This is a genomic window from Cytobacillus sp. FSL R5-0377, from assembly GCF_038004385.1.
Classification (GTDB): Bacteria; Bacillota; Bacilli; order Bacillales; family Cytobacillaceae; genus Cytobacillus.
On sequence record NZ_JBBORA010000001.1, the window covers coordinates 1,705,468 to 1,727,253 of the forward strand.

The 21,786-nt window shown below is 44.4% G+C and carries 22 protein-coding genes; 4 read left to right on the top strand and 18 right to left on the bottom strand.

What is annotated here, in order from left to right; genetic code table 11:
• Positions 1 to 7 precede the first annotated feature (7 nt).
• The 6 genes from NSQ49_RS08600 to kynU all read right to left on the bottom strand — a co-directional run bounded on the left by NSQ49_RS08600 (position 8) and on the right by kynU (position 6,469).
• Positions 8 to 595 (bottom strand): class I SAM-dependent methyltransferase, encoded by a 588-nt coding sequence (locus NSQ49_RS08600; RefSeq protein ID WP_251284550.1) that lies wholly within the window; start codon positions 593 to 595, stop codon positions 8 to 10.
• A 65-nt stretch (positions 596 to 660) separates the two neighbouring features.
• A complete protein-coding gene (locus tag NSQ49_RS08605; RefSeq protein ID WP_159862436.1) occupies positions 661 to 1,500 on the bottom strand; it encodes an STAS domain-containing protein in 840 nt (279 codons plus the stop codon).
• A 204-nt stretch (positions 1,501 to 1,704) separates the two neighbouring features.
• A complete protein-coding gene (locus tag NSQ49_RS08610) occupies positions 1,705 to 3,048 on the bottom strand; it encodes a sodium-dependent transporter (protein WP_159862171.1) in 1,344 nt (447 codons plus the stop codon).
• Between the two features lie 451 nt (positions 3,049 to 3,499).
• Entirely contained in the window at positions 3,500 to 4,354 is an 855-nt protein-coding gene (kynA, locus tag NSQ49_RS08615) for a tryptophan 2,3-dioxygenase (protein WP_251284549.1), read from the bottom strand.
• Positions 4,355 to 4,574: 220 nt separating this feature from the next.
• A complete protein-coding gene (gene kynB / locus NSQ49_RS08620; RefSeq protein ID WP_159862172.1) occupies positions 4,575 to 5,204 on the bottom strand; it encodes an arylformamidase in 630 nt (209 codons plus the stop codon).
• Positions 5,201 to 6,469 carry a kynureninase gene (gene kynU / locus NSQ49_RS08625; protein ID WP_251284548.1) on the bottom strand — a complete coding sequence of 423 codons (1,269 nt, stop codon included), beginning with the start codon at positions 6,467 to 6,469 and terminating at the stop codon, positions 5,201 to 5,203. The genes kynB and kynU overlap by 4 nt, the downstream gene beginning before the upstream one ends.
• A 113-nt stretch (positions 6,470 to 6,582) precedes the next feature.
• Here kynU and NSQ49_RS08630 point away from each other — a divergent pair, with 113 nt between their 5' ends.
• Positions 6,583 to 7,200, top strand: a complete 618-nt coding sequence (locus NSQ49_RS08630) for a TetR/AcrR family transcriptional regulator (protein WP_159862174.1) — start codon at positions 6,583 to 6,585, stop codon at positions 7,198 to 7,200.
• Positions 7,201 to 7,287: 87 nt separating this feature from the next.
• Here the strand turns inward: NSQ49_RS08630 and NSQ49_RS08635 are convergent, their stop codons facing one another.
• The 4 genes from NSQ49_RS08635 to NSQ49_RS08650 all read right to left on the bottom strand — a co-directional run bounded on the left by NSQ49_RS08635 (position 7,288) and on the right by NSQ49_RS08650 (position 10,806).
• Positions 7,288 to 8,079, bottom strand: coding sequence for an aminoglycoside phosphotransferase family protein (locus NSQ49_RS08635; RefSeq protein ID WP_159862175.1), 792 nt, complete (start codon positions 8,077 to 8,079; stop codon positions 7,288 to 7,290).
• Between the two features lie 430 nt (positions 8,080 to 8,509).
• Entirely contained in the window at positions 8,510 to 9,631 is a 1,122-nt protein-coding gene (locus tag NSQ49_RS08640) for an NADH-dependent flavin oxidoreductase (protein WP_251284547.1), read from the bottom strand.
• Between the two features lie 170 nt (positions 9,632 to 9,801).
• A complete protein-coding gene (locus tag NSQ49_RS08645) occupies positions 9,802 to 10,248 on the bottom strand; it encodes a GreA/GreB family elongation factor (protein WP_159862177.1) in 447 nt (148 codons plus the stop codon).
• A gap of 180 nt (positions 10,249 to 10,428) precedes the next feature.
• A complete protein-coding gene (locus NSQ49_RS08650) occupies positions 10,429 to 10,806 on the bottom strand; it encodes a VOC family protein (protein ID WP_159862178.1) in 378 nt (125 codons plus the stop codon).
• Positions 10,807 to 11,099: 293 nt separating this feature from the next.
• Here NSQ49_RS08650 and NSQ49_RS08655 point away from each other — a divergent pair, with 293 nt between their 5' ends.
• Complete coding sequence (locus NSQ49_RS08655) at positions 11,100 to 11,249, top strand: hypothetical protein (protein ID WP_159862179.1); 150 nt, start codon at positions 11,100 to 11,102, stop codon at positions 11,247 to 11,249.
• A gap of 37 nt (positions 11,250 to 11,286) precedes the next feature.
• Here NSQ49_RS08655 and norA read toward each other — a convergent pair whose 3' ends face one another.
• Positions 11,287 to 12,474 carry a multidrug efflux MFS transporter NorA gene (norA, locus tag NSQ49_RS08660; protein ID WP_251284546.1) on the bottom strand — a complete coding sequence of 396 codons (1,188 nt, stop codon included), beginning with the start codon at positions 12,472 to 12,474 and terminating at the stop codon, positions 11,287 to 11,289.
• A 98-nt stretch (positions 12,475 to 12,572) separates the two neighbouring features.
• Here norA and NSQ49_RS08665 point away from each other — a divergent pair, with 98 nt between their 5' ends.
• On the top strand, positions 12,573 to 13,400 hold the full coding sequence (locus tag NSQ49_RS08665; RefSeq protein WP_251284545.1) for a MerR family transcriptional regulator: 828 nt from the start codon (positions 12,573 to 12,575) through the stop codon (positions 13,398 to 13,400).
• A gap of 75 nt (positions 13,401 to 13,475) precedes the next feature.
• Here the strand turns inward: NSQ49_RS08665 and NSQ49_RS08670 are convergent, their stop codons facing one another.
• The 4 genes from NSQ49_RS08670 to NSQ49_RS08685 all read right to left on the bottom strand — a co-directional run bounded on the left by NSQ49_RS08670 (position 13,476) and on the right by NSQ49_RS08685 (position 16,993).
• Complete coding sequence (locus NSQ49_RS08670; RefSeq protein ID WP_159862181.1) at positions 13,476 to 13,676, bottom strand: cold-shock protein; 201 nt, start codon at positions 13,674 to 13,676, stop codon at positions 13,476 to 13,478.
• Between the two features lie 193 nt (positions 13,677 to 13,869).
• Positions 13,870 to 14,307, bottom strand: coding sequence for a GtrA family protein (locus NSQ49_RS08675; RefSeq protein WP_251284544.1), 438 nt, complete (start codon positions 14,305 to 14,307; stop codon positions 13,870 to 13,872).
• Positions 14,261 to 15,298, bottom strand: a complete 1,038-nt coding sequence (locus NSQ49_RS08680) for a glycosyltransferase family 2 protein (RefSeq protein ID WP_251284543.1) — start codon at positions 15,296 to 15,298, stop codon at positions 14,261 to 14,263. Before NSQ49_RS08680 ends, NSQ49_RS08675 begins: the two co-directional genes overlap by 47 nt.
• Before the next feature lie 15 nt (positions 15,299 to 15,313).
• Complete coding sequence (locus tag NSQ49_RS08685) at positions 15,314 to 16,993, bottom strand: DUF6044 family protein (protein WP_251284542.1); 1,680 nt, start codon at positions 16,991 to 16,993, stop codon at positions 15,314 to 15,316.
• A gap of 123 nt (positions 16,994 to 17,116) precedes the next feature.
• On the opposite strand from NSQ49_RS08685, the gene galU reads away from it, so the two are divergent.
• Positions 17,117 to 17,977, top strand: coding sequence for a UTP--glucose-1-phosphate uridylyltransferase GalU (gene galU / locus NSQ49_RS08690; protein ID WP_159862185.1), 861 nt, complete (start codon positions 17,117 to 17,119; stop codon positions 17,975 to 17,977).
• Here the strand turns inward: galU and galE are convergent.
• The 3 genes from galE to NSQ49_RS08705 form a co-directional block, all read right to left on the bottom strand.
• Positions 17,957 to 18,964, bottom strand: coding sequence for a UDP-glucose 4-epimerase GalE (gene galE / locus NSQ49_RS08695; protein ID WP_159862186.1), 1,008 nt, complete (start codon positions 18,962 to 18,964; stop codon positions 17,957 to 17,959). The two genes, galU and galE, sit on opposite strands and share 21 nt — an antisense overlap.
• Before the next feature lie 145 nt (positions 18,965 to 19,109).
• The gene (locus NSQ49_RS08700) at positions 19,110 to 20,972 is read right to left on the bottom strand and encodes an FtsX-like permease family protein (RefSeq protein ID WP_159862187.1); all 1,863 of its coding nucleotides are present in this window, start codon (positions 20,970 to 20,972) and stop codon (positions 19,110 to 19,112) included.
• On the bottom strand, positions 20,947 to 21,711 hold the full coding sequence (locus NSQ49_RS08705) for an ABC transporter ATP-binding protein (protein WP_159862188.1): 765 nt from the start codon (positions 21,709 to 21,711) through the stop codon (positions 20,947 to 20,949). The genes NSQ49_RS08700 and NSQ49_RS08705 overlap by 26 nt, the downstream gene beginning before the upstream one ends.
• Positions 21,712 to 21,786 lie beyond the last annotated feature (75 nt).

The following is a 21,786-nucleotide window of genomic DNA, read 5'->3' on the forward strand; positions in this document are numbered from 1 at the left end:
GGAATTTTCAATCAAACGTTTGATTGAAACGATAAACCAGGAAACGCTCGTTTTCATTCCCCTCAAGTCTCTCCTCTTTGATCAGCTCAAAGGGAGTGCTGTTTTCCAGATAAAACAGATAATCTTCTGAAGGGTAGTAGAGAATAATATCCATTTTGCGCAGTTTTTCTTCGGCAGAGCGGAGTATGTTGTTGACGACTTTAATAAAAATCTGCACAGAAAACGGATTGAAAAAGTAAAAATGGGTGTCCTGCGGAGTGATATCATACTCCTGAGCCAGCATGCAGTGAAAGCTGATACCTGCTTTTTCCCCTTTGTATGTCCGGTGATTTTTCATTGCCTCATGGTAAAAGTCATCACTCATTTCCACACCAGCAGCGGATGCACCAAAGGTATGGTGAATATAAAACGGCAGCCGGCCCTTGCCGCAGCCAAAGTCCACGAGGCGATCACTGCTTTTCAGCGTATATTCACTGAACAGTTTTTCCAGGCCCTCATAAGGAGTAGGTTCGTAGCGGTGGTAGTGAAGGGATTTAGGAAACCCTTTTTGGTCGCCATGTGTATGGATATTCAGCCATTCATCAAAGTCTTTCATAGCAGGCTCCTTAAAAAAATGCCGGCCGCGTTCCGATGAAGACAGCGACAGGCATTTTATATGTACTATTGTTTAGGTTCAATAACTAAATACTCCCGTAAAGTCTGCTGCAAAGTCCCTTTTGTTTCTGCCTGGTCCTGGAACATTACACCAGCATGCACCATTTTTCGGACCAGTTCTGCTCGAAGACCTGTGATGACTGCCTCGCAGCCCATCATTTTTATACCGCTTAAAATCTTTTTGAAATGAACGATGACATCCACTTCCATGTCGGCAATTCCGGAAAGGTCCATGATTAAAGTCTGGATTTTAATGGATGCAATATCCATCAGAACCTTTTCTTCAATCGTCTGAATCCGGTATGAATCAATCATGCCAATCAGCGGCAGTACAGCGACAGACGTGCTGACCGGAATAATTGGCACGGATAAATGCTCTACCAGTTTGCGCTGGGATTTGAGCATTTCATCTTTATAATCAGAATAGCTGATAAAGAAATTATTTAAAAATTGGTCCACATAATCATTGACCACTTTTTCCATATGATAAAAGTCTTCCGATACTTTGTCCTGCTTTTTAATTTTGTCATATTGGTACAGAAAGTGCCACATTGTCCGTCTGATCGCCTGCACCCATTCCAGTTTTAAAAAAAGCGTCAGGGAGTGCTCAGCCCAGGCAACGCCTTCCTGTCTGGCAAAAGCAATCAGCTCTTCCTCTTTATCTTCAGCAACATATAAAGCCAATCTTTCTGCATTTTTTAAAAGATCAATATTCCCTCTTTGCAGAATTTCATTGATCTTAGAAGCTACATTTACAGCCTCTGACAATAATTTGTGCTGAAAGTGGTCTCGATTCGCAACAATAAAGCCCGCCATATCGCTTGTTTCTTTGTAGGTTGCTTCCATATCAATCATACGCCCCCTCGTGTTATATATTATACAATTCGTTTAAGTCGAAGAAAATCCTTCTCTTGAATTTGGTATTATAGATTACATCTTCATTTAGGCAGAATCCTACAATTTTATACCCTTTTAGTTTTATCCATAAACCATAAATTTAAATTTTTTTATTAAAAAGTAAAAAAAAAAAAGCGTCGGATTGACGCCTCTTTAAATAATTCCTAGTGTGCTCAGGAACACAACCCCAATTGTAACCGGAACAACCACTTTCATCAGGATGCTCCACGCTGTGTACATAGCTGGTGAAATGTCGCTTCCGAGCAGAAATTCTTCTTTTATTAGCCCTTTATCCATTCTAAACGAAATAAAAAGGGCAATCAGCAGGCAGCCCAGCGGAAGCAGGATATTGCTGACAAGATAGTCGGTGGCATCAAAAATATTTTTCCCGAAGACCGTGAAGTCTCCAAACAGGCTGAACGACAGGGCAGCAGGAATACCGGCTGCAAACATGATTATGCCGGAGATCCAGGAGGTTTTTTTCCGTGAATGCTTACCGTTCTCGATGAAGGCTGAGACGATGATTTCCAGCATGCTGAACGATGATGTCAGAGTGGCAAATAAGAAAAGCAGCAGGAAGATCGCCAGGAACAGTTCACCCAAGGGGATCTGTGAAAAGACAGCCGGCAGGACCATGAACAGCAGCCCCGGGCCTTCCGTCGGTTCAAAACCGAATGCAAAGACTACCGGGAAAATCGCTAGCCCAGCCAGGACCGAGATGATGATGTTCATGATAACAACAGATCCGGCTGACGATGGAATGCTGACTTTCTTATCCAGGTATGAGCTGTACGTGACCATGCAGGAAAAACCGACGGCTAACGCAAAGAATGATTGTCCTAATGCATAAAGTGCCGAATCACCTGTGATCTTACTAAAGTCCGGGTTCAGGAAAAACTTGACCCCTTCCATTGCTCCATCAAGCGTTAAAGCACGTATGACAAGCACGATAAAAAAGATAAATAATAGCGGCATCATGTATTTGCTTGCAGCTTCAATCCCGTTTTGGATTCCAAATGTAATCACGACAATGTTAATAAGCAGAAACGCAGCCAGTCCCATGAGTGTCCAGCTTGGTGTAGATGTGATCATGCCAAAAAGTTCCGGATAGGCTGCACCTGGCTTGATGATTTGGCCGCCGATTGAGAGAACTGTGTAAATTAGCACCCAGCCCCCAACAACCGAGTAAAAGCTCAGCAGCAGGAAGCAGCCGATTACCCCTAGTTTCCCGGTAAACGTCCACAGGCTGTTTGGCGCCAGTTTATAATAGGCCGATACGGCTTCCTTCTGTGCACCACGCCCGATAATAAATTCGGAAATGAGCATGGGCAGCCCTACCAGAATCGTAAATACGATAAACATCAGCAAAAAGGCGCCCCCGCCGCTGTTTCCGGCTACGTATGGGAATTTCCATATGGCCCCCAGGCCGATCGCCGCACCGGCCGAGGACATAATAAAGCCGAATTTAGATGACCATTGCTCTCGTTTTGTACTCATCGTTTCCCCCCTGTTGTTATATTTTTAGGTGGTCCAGACTCTAGCTGCAGGTTTCTTGTTGTTTGAGTCCGAAGTTGGACCTGGTTCGGACTCTGACTCCTGTTTTTTCGCTGGTTGTTTCCGAAGTTGGTCTTGGTTCGGACTCTGACTTCCGTTTTTACGCTGGTTGTGTCCGAAGTTGGTCTTGGTTCGGACTCTAACCTCCGTTTTTACGCTGGTTGTGTCCGAAGTTGACTCGGGTTCGGACTCTGACTTCCGTTTTTACGCTGGTTGTGTCCGAAGTTGACTCGGGTTCGGACTCTAACCTCCGTTTTTACGCTGGTTGTGTCCGAAGTTGGTCTTGGTTCGGACTCTGACTTCCGTTTTTACGCTGGTTGTGTCCGAAGTTGACTCGGGCTCGGACTCTATCTCCCGGTTTCTTGCCGGATGAGTCCGAAGTTCCCCCAATAGCTTACAGCTCTGTACGGATATCCCAGAGTTCAGGGAAGAAGCGCTGATCCAGTACTTTTTTCAGATAGCCGACACCTGATGAGCCGCCTGTGCCCATTTTGAAGCCAATGATTCTTTCGACCGTTTTCATATGGCGGAAGCGCCACTGCTGAAGCCAGTCTTCGATATCCACTAATTTTTCAGCTAACTCGTATAACTCCCAATACTTTTCAGGATTTTTATACACAGTCATCCAGGCTGCACGGACGGAATCATTTTCCTTGTACGTCCTGGTTACATCTCTGTTCAAAATGTCATCATCAATTGACAAGCCGGCTTTGTGAAGCGCGCGGATGGCCACATCATAAAGGCCCGGTTTTTCAAAGGCTTCTGTTAACCTTGCATGAAGCTCCGGATCTTTTTGATAGATTTTTAGAACATGCTCAGTTTTATACCCTAACGCAAATTCTACCATACGATACTGGTAGGATTGAAAGCCAGATGCCTGACCAAGTGAATCACGGAACTCCATATATTCGGAAGGAGTCAGAGTGGAAAGTACATCCCATGCCTGAATAATCTGCGATTGCGTCTTCGAAACGCGTGACAATCTCTTCTGTGCTGTGGATAAATCATTGTTTTCGATCGATTCGATGGCTGCGCCCATTTCATGAAGAATCAGCTTCATCCACAGCTCGCTCACCTGGTGGATGACGATGAACAGCATTTCATCATGATGGCCGGAAAGCCTGTTTTGCGCGGATAAAATTTTATCAAGCTGAAGATATTCTCCGTAAGTCATGTTATTGGTAAAGTCTGTATGGATGCTCTTTTCAGAGGTTGTTGCGTTTACGTCCTGGTTTTTCTCGTTGATCATTTGAGTTCCTCCTTGGAATTGCTTCTTGTCGTTCTCGATTCGGCCTTGTTGTAATGTCTTGTATGTCAGGGACTGACCCGATTTCATTTAGCCGGTAAATCCCGCAGTTTGGCCGGATATTTATACGATATTGGCCGGTATTTCCTTCAAATCGGCCGATAAAGGTTATTTCTGATGGCTTCAAGGCAGAAAGTCAGCATTTTGCCGATAAATATCCCGCCTAAAGCGGGCGAATGACCGCCCGCACCGGGCTGCCGTCTCCATCTTTGATTGGAAGAGGCAAAGCAATCAGTTCATAATTTCCTTCATCTACGTCATCGAGCATGATGTTTTCCAGTATATGAACGCCATTGCGATATAAGGCATGGTGCGTCGCCATCTCTTTGCTGTCGAGCGCATCAACGGACGGCACATCGACTCCGAGCAGGCGGACTCCTTTCTCGCCAAGGTAGTCTGCCATATCCACGGTCAGTTCCGGAATACGCTTCGGAAACACTTCCGAATTATTCGGAACCGAAGTTTTGAGCAGGACACGTTCCACGCCTTCAAGGTCGAATCCTTTCAGAACTTCCGAATCGACTGTTTCAAAGGCAGATACATCAATTACATGCGCCGGCCCGATATACAGCTCGATGTCCAGATCCAGGATTTTTTCACCTTCATCATTAAAATGGAACGGTGCATCAACATGGGTGCCGGTATGCAGGCTGGTCGTAATCCGTCCGATATTGACAGAACCGGTTTGTTCTTTTGTATAAGCCGTTTCATAGCTGAACGGGGTGTCACCGGGCCAATGGGCAATGTCGCCGGTAAGAGGCTGTGAAATATCAATCCAGTTTCTTTTCGTCATGCGACAACTCCCCTCTTATTTTCAAATTGTTTATATTTCTCCTCTTCCATGATTCCTTTTAAAATTTGAACCGTTTTCCAAACATCTTCAAACGTGTTGTATAGTGCAACCGGTGCCAGGCGGATTCCATTTGGCGCCCGGAAATCCGGGATGACTCCTTCAGCCTTCAGTGCCCTGCAGATCCTAGCTGCTTCCGAATGCTCCAGATAAATATGGCCGCCCCGCTTCTTTTCATCAAGCGGATTGCGCAGGACAAATCCGTGTCCATCAAGCTCCTGCTGAACCAGCTCAATCATATAGCCTGTCAGTTGCAGCGATTTTTCACGTATTCTTTCCATGCCAGCCTCATTAAACATGCTGAGCGATCCGATAATCGGCGCCATGCTGAAGATATTTGGCGTTCCAATCTGATAGGCACCCGCATCTTCAGCCGCCGTCAGCACATGCTCCATATCAAACTGCTTATCCTTGCGGGAACTGAACCAGCCGGCAAGTCCCGGGACCTTTCCGAAGTGGCGCTTGTTCACAAACAGCCCTCCCGTTGAACCCGGTCCGCCATTCAGATGCTTATAATTGCACCAGAACGCAAAATCCACATCCCACTCACTCAAAGCATGAGGGACAGATCCAACTGAATGGCATAGGTCAAAGCCTATCTCAATCCCGCGCTTATGCGCCTCGGCAGTCAGATACTCCATATCCAGCACCTGGCCGCTCCGGTACAACACACCCGGCAGGACAATCAGCGCGATTTCATCCGTCATCGCTGCGACAATATCTTCCTCTTTCAATGTATGTCCATCCGCGCTTTTCACCCGGACAAGATGCTCTCCAGGATCATAGCCCTTCAGCTTCACCTGGCTTTGCAGCGCATAAATATCACTTGGAAAATTAAGCTCATCTGCCAGTATCTTTGTTCTTTTTCCTTCCGGCTTATAAAATGTAGAGACAAGCTGGTGAAGATTAACAGTAGTGGAACCGCTTACAATTACTTCCTCCGGGTTTGCCCCTACGATTGGCCCCATTTCTTTACCCAGTTTTTCAGATAGGTAGAACCAGGGATTGTCCCCTTCTGTCCAGCCGTCAATGGCATGATGCTTCCAGGATTCCAGCAGGTCGAGCAGTGATTTCTCTGCCCGTTTGGACAGCAGCCCAAGTGAATTGCCATCCATGTAAATTCCATCTTCCTTTATATAAAACTCTTCCCGATAGGACAGGTCATTTTGTTCATCCAGTTTGACAGCATACTCCTTTGTTATATCCATAAACTCCCAACCTTTCAGAATATTAATTATTTACGAAAATTATATTGTTTGATTGACACTATGTCAATGATATAATGTCAGTAAGATCAGATAACATATAAAGGATGAAAGTGATGAAAAAAACCGTAGGTCAAATGCCGGCAAGGCAGCAGAAGGCCATGAGAACACGCCAGAAACTTCTCCGAGCCGGAAAAGAGGTTTTTCTCGAAAATGGCTTTCAAAAAGCGACCATCTCCCAAGTGATCAAAAAAGCAAACACAGGCTACGGTACGGCGTATGTCTATTTTAAAAATAAAGACGAGCTTTTCATTACATTAATGGAAGACCACATGAACCAGTTTTACGAAGTGGCAGAGATGCCCTTTAAGCCACAGTCCAAAGAAGAAGCCTATGAGAATATTAAAAAGCAGGTGAGGCTGTTCCTGCAGCTCGCTTTGGAGGAGCGGGACATGATGAAGGCCGTAAAAGAGGCAATCGGCATCTCCCCTGTGATAGAGGAAAAATGGTATGCAATCCGTGAACGCTTCATCGAACGGATTTCCCTTGACATCCGCTACGCCCAGTCCCAAAAGCTTACCAAGGAGGACCTTGACCCGGCCCTCACCGCGAGAGGCTGGTTCTATTCGAATGAAATGTTCATGTGGGAGCTGGTTCTGAACAAGGAAAAGTATAAGATGGATGATGTGATTGTGAACCTTACGAGGATGTATACAGGCGGATTGTACAAATAAAAATGCCCAAAAGGTGCCTCCCCCTCAGGAAAGGCACCTTTTTTCAAATTCGCAGCCCTTCCGAACTGTTCGGAAGGGGCTTGAGATTTAAATCCACTCTTTTCCACGATGACGAATGAAATCAATATCTTTTTGATAGTGTTCATAGTGACCTTCATCAATCATTTTTTGAAAAGCAGGGTCACCTTCGCCGGCTTTTCTTTTCATGTACTGACATAATCCTTCTAACCGGAGCAATACCATCTCCAAATAGTCTTCTTCCATATTCTCCATACCATAGGAGTCCAAAAACAATTTAACTCGCTTTCTTGTGCGGCTGGCATCAAGGGATGGATTATAATGAATGGCTTCTCCTGCTTCATTATGATAATGCCTGCTTAATGGAACGCAGGTGTAAAGAGCATACGCAATGTCCCAGAGTCTTGGTCCTGGTGCCGCAAGGTCAAAATCGATAATGCCTGCCGACTTTTCCTGTCTAAAAATAATATTGTAAATGGCAAAATCGTTGTGGCAGACAACCTCATGGCTATCTGGAGTATTGTCTATTGGCATCCATTCACCAGATATCGGAAAGTCGCTCACAGCATCATGATATTGACGGAGCATCTTCGCTATTTCTATTAAAACATCATTGGACCACATGAATTCTTTTAAAGGGTAATTGCCTGCTTCTCCTTCTATAAACGATAAGATTTCTCTGCCTTTCTCATCTATCCCCAGAAACTTTGGCGCATTGCTGAATCCTTTGCTTTCCAAATGCTTTAATACACGGTGGATTCTGGGACTGTCTGGCTTTAATTCACGCCGGACAGTATCTCCCGATCGATAGACGCGAGAGACATTCCCTCCTGCCAGCAGCTCTTCGTTTTGATTCTTCATTAAAATTCCCCCAGTTCAGGGATTCGGCAGCTGTGTCAATAAAGATGTATTTTTACCCAAAAATAAAAGCAGATCTGCAAAAGGCGTCTGCTTGGCAATGGGAAATTAATTGTCCACACCATATATCCCTTGAATGATTTCAGATAGACAAATAAACGCATCCTTAGAAATCAAGGATCGCCGCCTGTCTCTATCCAATTAATGAATCAGTTCAAGTTAATCCACATGTGTAAAATAGATTCCCCTTTCTTTACATCTCTATTATGATATTATCATAACATTCTAACTTTTCAATAATTCTATTATCTCAAGACCGTACTCGATTCCCTCTTCTCATGGCTAATAAATTCCTCAATAAACTCCCGGTATTATGACAATAAGGACTGCCCTATGCACGGGGCAGTCCTCTTTTAATACTTCCGCAAAGTATTTAATCTACAACCGGAAACCAGCCCGGAGTGTTCACAATGGCCTGCCAGAGCGGATCCGGGATAACCAGTTTTTCCTGATCCTTTTTAGATAGGGTGACAGCAATTTCGGATTCTTTTCCTTCCTGCACCTTTTGCACCCAATCCGGCTCCATAATCAGCTCCCGTCCAAGGGCAACCATGGCTACTCCTGCTTCCAGTGCTTTAGCGGCTTCATCAGGAGTATGGATTGATCCAACTCCGATTAGCGGTACACGGTTATTGATCGTTTCTAATAAATGCTCAATCCTTGTTTTGGATTCGTCGGCTCCGCGTCTTGGCTTGGACCAGAAATCCATCAGGGAGACATGAAGGTAGTCAAGCCCTTTATCTGATAGCACATCGACCAAATGAAGTGTATCATCCATAGTGATTCCCGGAGTGGTCGGTTCCTCTGGAGAAAAACGGTATCCGACAATGAATGGCTCTTTCGCATGCTCTTGCACCGTTTTTTGAACTTCTTCTACCACAGCAAGAGGGAACGCCATGCGCTTTTCCAGACTGCCTCCAAATCGATCCTCACGGCGATTGGAATGCGGTGAAAAGAACTGCTGAATTAAGTAGCCGTTAGCGCCATGGATTTCAACGCCATCAAAGCCTGCCTCGATGGCCCGGCGGGTAGTCTCGCCAAAAGCGGCAATGATATCCTCCACTTCTTTTTCCGTCAGTTCCCTTGGCGTATGGCTGCTTCCTTCAGATGCAACCGCACTGGCGCTGACTGTTTCCCCATTTGGCACCAGCTCCGGCGGACACTCCCTGCCTCCGTGAAAAATCTGCAGAACAGCTTTGGCCCCCTGCTCTTTAATACTTGCAGCCAGTCTCGAAAGACTTGGAATCATTCCATCATGATCCCCGCCAAATTCACCGTGAAACCCTTTTCCGTTCGCGGTCACATTGGTGCATGCGGTAATGACCATACCGACCCCTTTTGAGCGCCGTATGTAATAATCGATCTCGGCATCTGACACCGTCCCATCAGGATGGGAGGAGAAATTAGTCATCGGGGCCAGGACCACCCTGTTTTTTAGTTCCATTTTATTTTTTAACTGCAAAGATTCTACTAGCGGTTTATAACTTGTATTCATCTGCGTCACTCCTTTTTCATTCACACCTAGTTTGGTTAATGTTTACACAAATTAAACGGGCATGAAACCTACTGTAATGGTATAAGTTACAGTTTAGGAAGTCAATTATTGAATTCACAAAAGGAACAGAGGGACAGTTACCTGCCCCTCTGCTTTCTCTTCCTGGTTGTTCAGCCAGTTCCCTGGTCCCAGGATATATTTTCAATAACCACATCCAGCTTGCCGCTTGGGATCGTGAGTGATGTTTTTTCACCCAGATTTTTTAGCAGAAGCTGCCTGCCAACCGGAGATAAAAACGAGATACAGCCATTATCAGGGTCTGACTCTTCCGGGAGGCAAATGTGATAAACTTCCCGGTCATCCTCCCCGTCAAATAATACAGTTACCTTTGTGCCAATCAATACTTTCCGCAAAGGCTGTTCTGCCGGCGCCTGATTGCAAAGTTCAATGTATTGCTCTACTTCCCTTACATAAATACTGAGAAAATCCTTTCTCCTTTCCTTTAGAGGAGTGGAAGAAAGATAAAGGCCATTCAGCTCCTGATGATTTTCATCAATATAGGTCAGCTGTTTAATAAAGAATTCTTTTTCAGTGAGAGCCTCCAGACTATGGTTCATAATAGATAACCCCCCTGCTTGGATCAAACACTCTGCAAAACTTCATTTCTGTGATCATTCTCCCTGCACCATCCTTTTTTGAATATATAAAAAGCAGACCTTTCCCGTTTGCAAAGAAAGGTCTACTTTATATTACCAACATAGCATATAGACACCAGAAAAGCCAGCTAACTTAGGCAGTCATTGGCAAACCCCCAGAGGATTCCCATCAGGGTCAAAGAAGGTAAAAAATCTCGTGCTCCCTTCCCCGCCAATCGGGTTTACACTGACCCCTTTCTCAAGTAGCATTTTATGTGTTTCTTCAATATCCTCGGGAATGAAATTATAATATTTCCCCACGCCAAAATGATTTTCCGGAAACTTCATCGGCTGATGAGGACTGGTTCTCACAAGGCAGACGACCGTTTGAGCATGGTCTCCAATCCGCATGACAGCTGCCTCCTTTTCCATATAAATCAGCTGGAAACCCAGTATTTCTCTGTACCACCTTGCTGATTGCTCCGGGTTTTTTACCGGTATAAAGATTCCTTCCACCCCTTTCAGCAGCGGCTTGCTCATTAGAACTCCTCCTTTTCATCTGTACCATACTCCTGCCTGCCTGTCCCTTCCAGGATTTTGGCATCGCACTCAAACATTCGCACATCCGCCATTACAACCACTTCCTTTGCTATCTTATTACTTCTCCTATTTGTATTATTTTTCCTTTTTGTTCTGCATGAAAAAACGCTCCTGCTTTTGCAGGAGCGTTTAAGTTTGATTGACTCTTTTCTCATACAGCCGGTCTCGGAACTGGAAGGCTGAATACTTTCCCAAATTTTAAGCATTCTAATTGTGTATGGGAGGTGATGGATTTGCCGCGTCAAAACAATAAACCAGCGAACCAGAAAACAAATTCCGCTGCAGTAAACCGCCAAGGTTCAGGGTCAGCATATGAAAAAGAACGTGCCGGGAATATAGAAGGGTACGGTCAGCCCTACCCTGAAAATGGTGCTAAACAATAAGGGTGAGTTAGAGTGAATTGATCTTAATTCACTCTTTTTATATGGCCTTCATCACTTTTGATGGCTTCTCTGCAGGCTTTTTCCATGCAAAAGTTAAACCGGTTCCCGCTGCAGTAACGATAGCTGCGAAGTAGTATGGGTAGTTAATATCGATATCAAACAGCATACCCCCTATAATAGGTCCGCTGATGTTTGCGAGGCTTGTAAACATTGAATTCATTCCGCCGACGAAGCCCTGTTCATTTCCGGCAATATTGGAAAGATAGGTGGTGATAGCCGGACGGAATAAATCGAACCCTATAAATACAATGAAGGTTACAAGCAATATCGCAAAGTAAGAATGAACAACAGTCATTAAAAATACAAGCAGGCCGGATAATAGCAGGCTATAGCGGATCAGTCTGATTTCGCCCCATATGCGGGTCAGGCGGTCAAATAGCAGGACCTGGGATACTGCGCCCAAAATGGCTCCGCCCATGATGACAATAGCTATATCTGAAGGTTTAAACGAAAACTTGTGATCCACAAATAAACTAAAGAAGGATTCAAAAGCAGCAAGCCCAAATGAAGCAATAAAAATCAGGATAAAAGCAAAGAGATACTTTGGTTCCAGCAAGCGTCTGAAGCCGCTCTTTCCTTCTTCTTCGGCTCCTTTATTAGTTTCCTCATTGCGCTCAGGCTCTTTTAATAAAATCAGGGAAAGCACCGCTGCAAGTGCACCAAGTCCCCCTGCAAAGAAAAATGGCACACGTGTTCCAAACTCTGCTAAAAATCCGCCGATCCCCGGACCGATGATAAACCCAGTGCTGATAGCCGCTGACATATACCCAAGTGCCTTCGGTCGGGTCTCAGTTGTCGTAATATCGGCAATAAAGGCTGTTACGGCCGGCATAATAAACGCGGCACTAATCCCGCCTAAAATCCTCGAAACGAACAGAACCTCAATTTCTTGGCCGATCCCGAATAAGAATTCTGATAGGCCAAAAATAAACAGGCCGATGACGATCATGATTTTCCTGCCCCACTTATCGGCTGCTCTCCCTGCAATCGGGGATACAATTAGCTGGGCAAATGCAAATGCGGCTGTCAAATAGCCGACCGTGGTTCCTGTTATGCGCAATTCATTCATCAGCGTAGGCAGAACAGGAATGACCAGGCCGATTCCCAAAAAGGCAATAAATAAATTTGTCAATAATAGCCCCAATGTGATTTTTTGTGTTTTCATCTATATCATGCTCCTTACCAAACAGTCAAACTTGATTTATTTATACGATTTATCCTAGTCTATATAGTAACTATATAGTCAAGGGCAGTGAGGTAAAAATGAGTAAAAAAGATAGAAAATATGTAACAACAGGTGAATTTGCAAAGCTTTGCAAGGTTAACAAGCAGACCATTTTTTATTACGACCAGATTGGAATTTTGTCCCCGGTCATGAAAAATGAAAAAGGCTACCGCTATTATTCGATTCATCAATTAGAGCTGTTTTTTGTTATTGATTTGCTGAAGGATCTTGGCATGTCGCTTAATGATATCCAGCAATACATGCAAAATAAATCGCCTGAAAGCTTTTTATCCATCATGTACCGAAAAAAAGAGGAGATTATAAAGAAGCGTCAGGAAATCGAAATGAAGGAGAAATTGATTGAAGCTAAAATAAGCTTAATGGAAGAAGCCTCCCATCTTGATTTTAACCGTATTACATTTCAGCCATTGCCGGAAGCAACCCTGTATTTAAGCAGAAACATTCAAAACATATCGGACGAAGAATTTGTAGAAGTCATCTCGGATTTTATTAATGAATTGCAGATCGCACAGCTGGATTCAGGTTATCCGATCGGGTCCATTACAAAGCGTGAGCAGGTGCTCAAGGGGGAATACGCCAATTACAGCTATTTGTATATCGAACAGCCGAATCCAAAGGAAGGGCATCCCTATTTTCGGGCCGTAAAAGGAGATTTCCTTATCGGCTATCATGTGGGAAGCGAAAAAACGATCGGCGAAGCGTATGAGCGGCTTTTTTTTGAAATGGAACGGCTTGGTTTAACCCTTGGAGAGCATGTATTTGAAGAGTACATTTATGATACGGTTGTCCATAATGATAAGGAGCAGTATGTGACGAAAATTATGATGGAGGTTGACCGGGTATAATATTGAACAGGGATTATCCGGACAAATAAAAAGCAGGCTCATAAAGAGCCTGCTTTGAGTTTGACTGGTTTAAGATTAAGCTTTGCGAACGTTAGCTGCTTGAGCTCCACGCTGGCCTTGCTCAACGTCGAAAGTCACTTCTTGACCTTCTTCTAGAGTTTTGTAGCCTTCGCCTTGGATAGCTGAGAAATGAACGAATACGTCTTCTCCACCTTCACGCTCGATGAATCCGAAACCTTTTTCACTGTTAAACCATTTTACTTTACCGTTTTCCATTTTTGTTGCCTCCTTGTGTGTAAACCACACATTGTGTTACTATCCTTGCTCTCAGTGATCATCAAGACGTAAAGTTTTTACTCAAACTATCCTTTACACCGAACAAAAATAATTCTTAATCATCATAACACTTTTCAGAATTATATGCAAGGAAACTTCAAAATTCAAAGCACATTCGCGCAAATCTGTTACACTATTTAGTAAAAACGAGGTATTTCTGCCCCATATAATTGGTTATCGTATAAATGCCTGCCCCCATAAGAACTGCAAGCTCTTCAGGCGATACTTCATAGCCGAAAAGCGTAAAGCTCTTTATAGCCTCTGCAGCCATGCCGCTTATGGAATAAGATAATATATAGCACAGAAATAAAATGAAAATGAAGCGCACAGCACTTCCTGGAATGCTGGTCCCGCTCCTGAAAGTGAACGTTCGGTTCAGTAAAAAGCTGATAACTGCACCTGTGCTGTTTCCCAAAAATGTCGCGGTCCAATAAGACATTCCTGCTAAATCCAGGAGCATGAATATCATGGTTAACCCGACTAATGTATTGACTGTTCCAACGATCAAAAAGCGAATAAAGGTATTAGTTCGATTCAGATAATGTTCTAAAGTGAATGTCCGCGTACTCATTATCAGTCTCTCCATCAGTCACCATATGCCTCGAAATAGGCAGATTAAAAGCATCTACTTCAATTGAGAACCTGGGTCTTCGTTTTGTCTCTTTATAGATTTTTCCAATATATTCTCCAATTAGGCCAATGGCTGTCAGCTGAAGCCCCCCCAGCATCCAAATCGAGATAATTAAAGATGTCCAGCCAGTTTCTGTTTCTCCAAAATAGCGCAGGCCCAGAAAGTAGAGGCCAAATAAAAAGCTGAGCAGAAAGGATCCGATTCCCAATGCCAATACCATCCGGATCGGCGTCACGGAAAAAGAGGTAATGCCCTCAAAGGAAAAGGCCAGCATTTTTTTCAGCGGATACTTCGTTTCCCCGGCAAGGCGTTCTTTGCGGTCATAGTAAACACTGGCTGTTTTAAAGCCCAGCAAGGGCACAATTCCGCGGAGGAACAGATTGGCCTCCTCATAGCGCTGCAGCTCCTCCAAAGCCCGCTTGCTCATCAGGCGGAAATCCGCATGATTATAGACAAGATCTACATCCATTTTCCTCATCAGCTTATAAAATCCCTGTGCCGTGCTTCTCTTAAAAAATGTATCACTGTCCCGCTTTCTTCTCACACCATAGACAATGTCAAAACCTTCACGGAACTTCAGGATAAACTCCCTGATCACGTCAATATCATCTTGAAGATCAGCATCAATGGACACTGTGCAATCCGAAACTTTCCCCGCTGCCGTCAATCCTGCAAGCAGCGCATTCTGATGTCCTGCATTCCTGGCAAGCTTCAGTCCGCGCACATGGGGATTATTCAGGCTATGTTTATAAATAATCTGCCAGGTCCGGTCCCTGCTGCCATCATCTACAAAAAGGATTTTGCTTTTTTCAGAAACCAGTTCATCATCCATCAGTTCTTCAATCAGCCCATTCAGCTGATTAATGGAATCCGGCAGTACCTCCTCTTCGTTATAGCAAGGAACTACGATAGTAAGTACCGGGTTGGTCATTCTCATTCCCCCTGCTTATATGGCTTTATAAAGATAGATTTTCCATACCGAGCTTTTTGATTCAAAAACCTTCTCCAATACAAGCTGATTCTCTTCGGCATTGTCGATGGGAACGGATGAAAAAAGATAGGAGCCTCCCATGGACTTAAAGGCGTCTGTATTCAATTCCAGGTTCTTCAGCCTTTTTTTCGTGCGCTTTTTGAACATATAATGCTTGCCAAGCTCGTCTGTAAAGATATAGCATCTCCCGCCCCATTCATCATAATAGGTGCGGATCGTTTTATTTTTTTTAAGCTCTTTTTCAATGATTTTCCGAAATTGATATTTATAGGTTAAGGGATAGAAATTATTATAGGAATCCAGCGTGTAGAACCCATTATACTGGGCAATCGCCGGATGAAGCCCAATGCTTGCCACCCTGTAATCCTCCTGAGGAAGACCGATGTATTCTTTAATGGCCGAGAACTGCTCTTCTGCATAAAACTGTTTGAAGGTTGGCTTTTTCTGAAAAAGAATTTCCTCGTTAAAAAAGGACACGGCAACCACCTGGGCAAGCACCAATACAGGGATCAGCCTCCTCCATATCCCCCCGTATGACCAAAGTATTTTCAGCGATAGCGCAAATAAGACATAAACAACCATGGGCCTTAGAAAGTGATATCTCGCAAAGTTGAATGTATCAAGCACGTGAAAACGCTTTGTAAGGGGCACCCAGCCTTTGTAGAACCAGAAGGCATACCATGCAGATAACGCAAAGTTCAGGAAAAACAGGAACAAAAACACCTTCTCTTTTTTCCAATCCTTTTTCCAAAGTATCATAAAAAGGGACACAAACATAACCGGCAAAATAACCAGCGTGTGAATGGTTGCAGCATGATGGTGGCCGATCGCAAAATTCTTGAATGTCAGTCTGACGCAATGCCAAAAGGTGAGCCTCGCATGGAAATATTCATCCCGGCTGTTCGGCTCATCGTCAAAAAGGAAGGAATACACCAGCCTGTATTCAACGATGAAAAAGATTCCGGTCATATAAACAATCGATAAAAGAAACGGCCAGTTCCATTCCCTTTTCCTGATTGCGTCCACCAGCCAGAAAACCCCCATGGCGCTCAGGAAAAAGAAAAAGCCCAGGACGATGCTTGCATATAAAGGCAAAAGGGTGAGGACCAGTATATTTTTCCACGACCGCTCCCCCTGCCTGATATTTAATATGGCCCAAAGGGCAAGCGGCATCCCCAGCGTGCTCAGCATGCCGGATGGCCAGAAAGGGGTGAAGGCAAAAGCAAGGGCAGTCCCGATCGTTATAGGTGCCCACTTTTTTTCTTTAAGAAAATGCTTTTTCAGAAGCAAATACATCCCGATAAAAGCAAACACTCTTGTGATTGTCTGGCTGAGTGCATACGCAATCATCGTCGGAAAAAGAGCATACAGCCACACAATTAAGGTAAATTCCGATCCAAACGCATTGCGGGATAAATTCCCGTTCATAACCTGCGGAATGACAGCATCTATGGGTCCTGTAAGCTGCCCGCTTTCAGCAAGGACTTTATACCACGCCAGATTGCTGTCGAGATTATCATGAACGCGTATATGTGCATTTTCACCTAATATGTATAAAGGGGAAACAAATAAAGCTAAAGCAATGCCTGCCAGAATAAGGAGATTTTTCTCCGCCGCCCATTTTTTTAGAAGCAATCTCTACACCTCTGGGTTCATGATTATTTACAATTTTAGGGTTCACGAACCGTGGCAAAATATTCAGGAAGGGATAATACAACCTTCCTCCGACATAAAAATAGAGGGGAAAGGGGGATTGCAATGATTAAAAAAGCGGTCATTCCTGCTGCAGGGCTCGGAACCCGTTTCCTGCCGGCCACCAAGGCACAGCCCAAGGAAATGCTCCCCATCGTCGATAAGCCTGCCATTCAATATATTGTGGAGGAAGCCATTGCTTCAGGAATTGAGGATATTATTATCATAACGGGGAGAAACAAACGGGCGATTGAAGACCATTTTGATAAATCGGTTGAAATGGAGCTGCTGCTGCAGAAAAGCGGAAAGTATAAAATGCTTGAGGAAGTGCGGGAAATCACTAATCTGGCGGATATCCACTATGTCAGACAGAAGGATCCGCTCGGATTGGGTCACGCCATTTTATGCGCGAGAAAGTTCATTGGCAAAGAGCCGTTTGCCGTCCTCCTTGGCGATGATATCATCGACGGGGATCCTCCTGCCATGCTGCAAATGATGGAGCAATTTAACCAAACGGGATCAAGCATCCTCGGATGCAGCGAGGTTCCTCTCTCCGAAGTCAATAAATATGGAATTGTCGGCTATTCAGAACAAAGGGGCCCATTATACAAAGTGGATAGCCTCGTGGAAAAGCCTCCTGCTGAAAAAGCCCCTTCTGCACATGCCATTATTGGCCGCTATATCTTAACACCTGCGATATTTGACATGCTTGAGAATGGAACCCCGGACAGCAAAGGCGAGCTGCAGCTGACAGATGCTCTCCATGCCTTGCTTCGCCGGGAAAATATTTATTCCTATCTGATCCAGGGAAGCCGTTATGATATTGGAGATAAATTCGGCTTTCTTAAAGCCTCGATTGATTATGCACTAAAAAGACCAGAGCTGAAGGAAAAGCTTTCACTCTACTTAAGGCAAGCCCGCATATGAATTATGATATCCGTCAGGATGGGACCTGTGCCAGCGCCAGGCATCCCCGACAATCTGGCGGATACTTGTTTTTTCGGGCTTCCAGTTCAGAATTATTCTTGCTTTTTCAGATGAAGCTACCAGTTCTGCCGGATCACCAGACCGGCGGGGAGCTTTCGTTACTTTAAAATACCTGTTTGTTACCTCCGCCGCAGCTTCAATTACCTCTTTTACCGAAGCCCCTTTGCTGCCTCCCAGGTTAAAGACATCGCTCTCCCCTCCATCTTCCAGATAGCGGAGTGCGAGCAGATGGGCTTCTGCCAAATCTTCTACGTGAATATAATCCCTTATGCAGGTACCATCCTCAGTTGGGTAATCATCCCCAAAAATGGAGACAGATTCTCTTTTTCCAAGGGCCGCCTGCAGTATAATCGGAATGAGGTGGGTCTCGTTCTGATGGTCTTCGCCAATTTCTCCTGAGCCCTTTGCTCCTGCAGCATTAAAATAACGGAGCGACACGAATCTGGCTCCTGATGCCTGCGCCCACCATTGAATCATCCGTTCAACGGCAAGTTTCGTCTCACCATACGGGCTTGCAGGCGCAAGCGGTGCATCCTCCCGTATTGGCTGGCTTATTGCCTCACCATATACGGCTGCAGTGGACGAAAACACCAGTTTTTTTACCTTATGCGCTTCCAAAGCCTTTAACAGGCTATGGGAACCAAGCACATTATTATTATAGTAATTTAGCGGATCTTTCATCGATTCCCCTACCAGGGATGATGCCGCAAAATGAAAGACCGCCTCTATTCTCTCACGGGAAAGGACACTATTTAGAAAATCCTGCGATCTGATATCACCCTCATAGAATGCAGCCTTTGGATGGACCGCCTTTCTATGGCCAGTAGTCAAATTATCTGCCACTGCTGTTTTGTATCCCTTTTGTATGAGAAGATCTACAATATGCGAACCAATATAACCGGCTCCTCCAGTAACCAAGATTGTCATTCCATCACTCCTGCATAGGTTTACTTTCCCTTTTCTATATGCAGGTGCGGGCTTGAGTATGATAAAAGACGGGGTACCTCTTCAGGTTCGGACTCAATATAAAAAAGGGCCAGATTCATCCGGCCCCCGTAATTTCTTATTAAATTTAAATCGCAGCCTTGATCTGCTTCGTATAGAAAAAGCGCACGATAAAGAAGTAAACCACCTGGATGGCCAGGAAAACACTCAGAACAGCGACTGATTCTTTAAACAGATTAAAGTAGAACAGGTTGGATAACGCAGTCAGAGCAACGGCACCATGGATAAGAGCGACGAGGATTGGTGCGAAAAACAGGATCATAGTCTGTCTGTTTAAGACCTTTTGCAGCTCTTTTTCTGTCAGCCCCATCTTGGATATCGACTTGAATTTTTGTTTGTCCTCATCCAGATCCATGTAGAGCCTGAAGTACAGGAAGCTGCCGGCTGATACGAAAAAGACGATCCCGATAAACAGCCCGACAAATAATATCGGCCCAAAGCCTTTCATAATCTCGTATATTTCGTATTCAACTGATATAATTTCATATCTTGGCAATTCCTTGTACAGCTTTTCAGAGGCAGCCATTATGTGCTCCTCACCATCTGTTGCCTCCCAGGCGTAATAACTTTCCTGAAACCCTGGTTCAGGGAGCTTTTCATAGTCTTCATCTGATACGATATAATAGGAGTCCGTTGCCGGCAGTGCTTTCGAATGAATGACCTCCTTCGGCTTCAAAACGGTGCCCGAAGTCAGTGTAATGGTTTCATTTAGGAGCTCCTTCGTTTGCCCGAAGTTGGTCCCTTCAAACTCGACTGTCATGACTTGCCCGGCTTTTAACTCAATCGGATCTTCATCAATGAGTGCTGCAAAACGGTTATAGTCGGATTGACTCGCAATCAGAATGCTGTCCCCGCCAACTTCAAAGTAACGTAAAATCGCATGCGCCGATTCTGCTGTAACCTTTTCTTCCTTTAACGTCTGATTGATAAACTCTACATTCTTCACTTCATGTTCTTCAGTCGTTCTATAAGAAAACGTTGTGGCATTTGCATTCTTAATGCTGGAAGTCAGCACCGTCTGGAATCCGAATAAAGTGCCAATTGCACTGAATGCAACGGTTGAAACCATTGCCACCATGAAGAAGGTTCGCGCATTATCCTTCATGCGAAAGGCCAAATCTGAAAACAGCAGCATATTGGTTTTAAACCAAAATACACTTTCATTCTTCTTTAATCTTCTAATAATATAAACACTCAATTGTGTAAATAACAGGTAGGTGCCAATGCAGACAACAATAATAACCGGCACCATTGCCGCTACAACAACCAGCCCTTTTGCGATTAGGGCAGCAGCATACCCCACCCCTATTAATAGGACAGCGAGCATCGTTAGAAAACGATTCGCTTTTGGCTCTCCCTTTGACATTTTATTACCCTTTATTAATTCAATCAGCTTTTTGCTGCGCAGAACATACGTCACAAATAAGGAAATGAAGAAAAATAAAATAATAAAAGAAATGAAGGTGACCAGGATGGCCTTCATTGGAAAGTAAAAAGACAGAGTCTGCTCTATAATCAAGACATTTTCAGCAAGAAGGAGAATCGCCTTGGCAAACACAAGACCAAGGAGAATCCCCCCCAAAGTGGCAAATAAGCCAATCAGCATATTTTCCAAAAATACCATGAGACGAATCTGTTTTATGCTCATGCCCTGTATCATTAATAACCCAAACTCTTTTTTCCGGGACTGCAGGAATGAACTCATCGAATATAGAACAAAAAAGAACGAAAATACATAGATAATGCCTGCAGAGGCATTCATTCCCTTTGTAACGACAGAGTTCATGCCATCCCCGCTTAAGGCAGGATGATTCGCAAAAATCGAGAAGGTAAAGAACACCATGACCGTAAATAAACTGCTGAGAAAATAGGCTGCATACAGCCGTTTATTGCGAATAACGTTATTAAACGCGAACTGACGAAAGGTCATGTGCATCCCCTCCCAGCAGTGAAAGTGTATCGATGATCTTTTGGAAAAAGGCCTGGCGGTTATCTCCGCGGTGAATCTCCGAATAGAACTTTCCGTCCCGAATGAAGATGACCCGGTTGCAATAGCTCGCTGCCTGCGCATCATGTGTGACAAGCATCATAGTAGTCTTCTCTGTTTGGTTAATCGATTCAAGCATTTCCATTACATCCTTGGAAGACTTGGAATCCAAATTCCCTGTAGGTTCATCGGCGAGTAGAAGCTTTGGTGTATGAATCATCGCTCTTGCCACAGCAGCTCTTTGCGCCTGCCCCCCGGATATTTCATACGTCCGTTTATTCATAATGCCGGAAATCCCCAGCTTCTCCGCTATTTCATGTGCTTTCCGCTTCATTTCCTTCACTTTTTTCCCGTCCAATGTCAGCGGTAGAACCATATTTTCTTCAACCGTCAAGGTATGAAGCAGGTTGAAGTCCTGGAAAACAAACCCCAGTTCACGGCGCCGGAATTGAGCCAGCTCCTCTTTTTTTAGTACATGGGGGTTTCTTTCATTGATCAGGATTTCTCCTGTTGTCGGTTCATCAATGGTGGCAATCATGTTCAGCAGCGTTGTTTTCCCGCTTCCCGAAGGTCCCATGATTCCGACAAACTCACCTTCTTTAATGGTTAAATTAATATCCGTTAACGCACGATAGGCGATTTTTCCTTCATAAATCTTGCTTACTTGCTTCACTTTTAGCATCACAAGCTCTCCTTTCACATTCAGTTGACTTGTGATCAGTATATCCTTCAGACCCATTTCAAAAAATCGATTTTT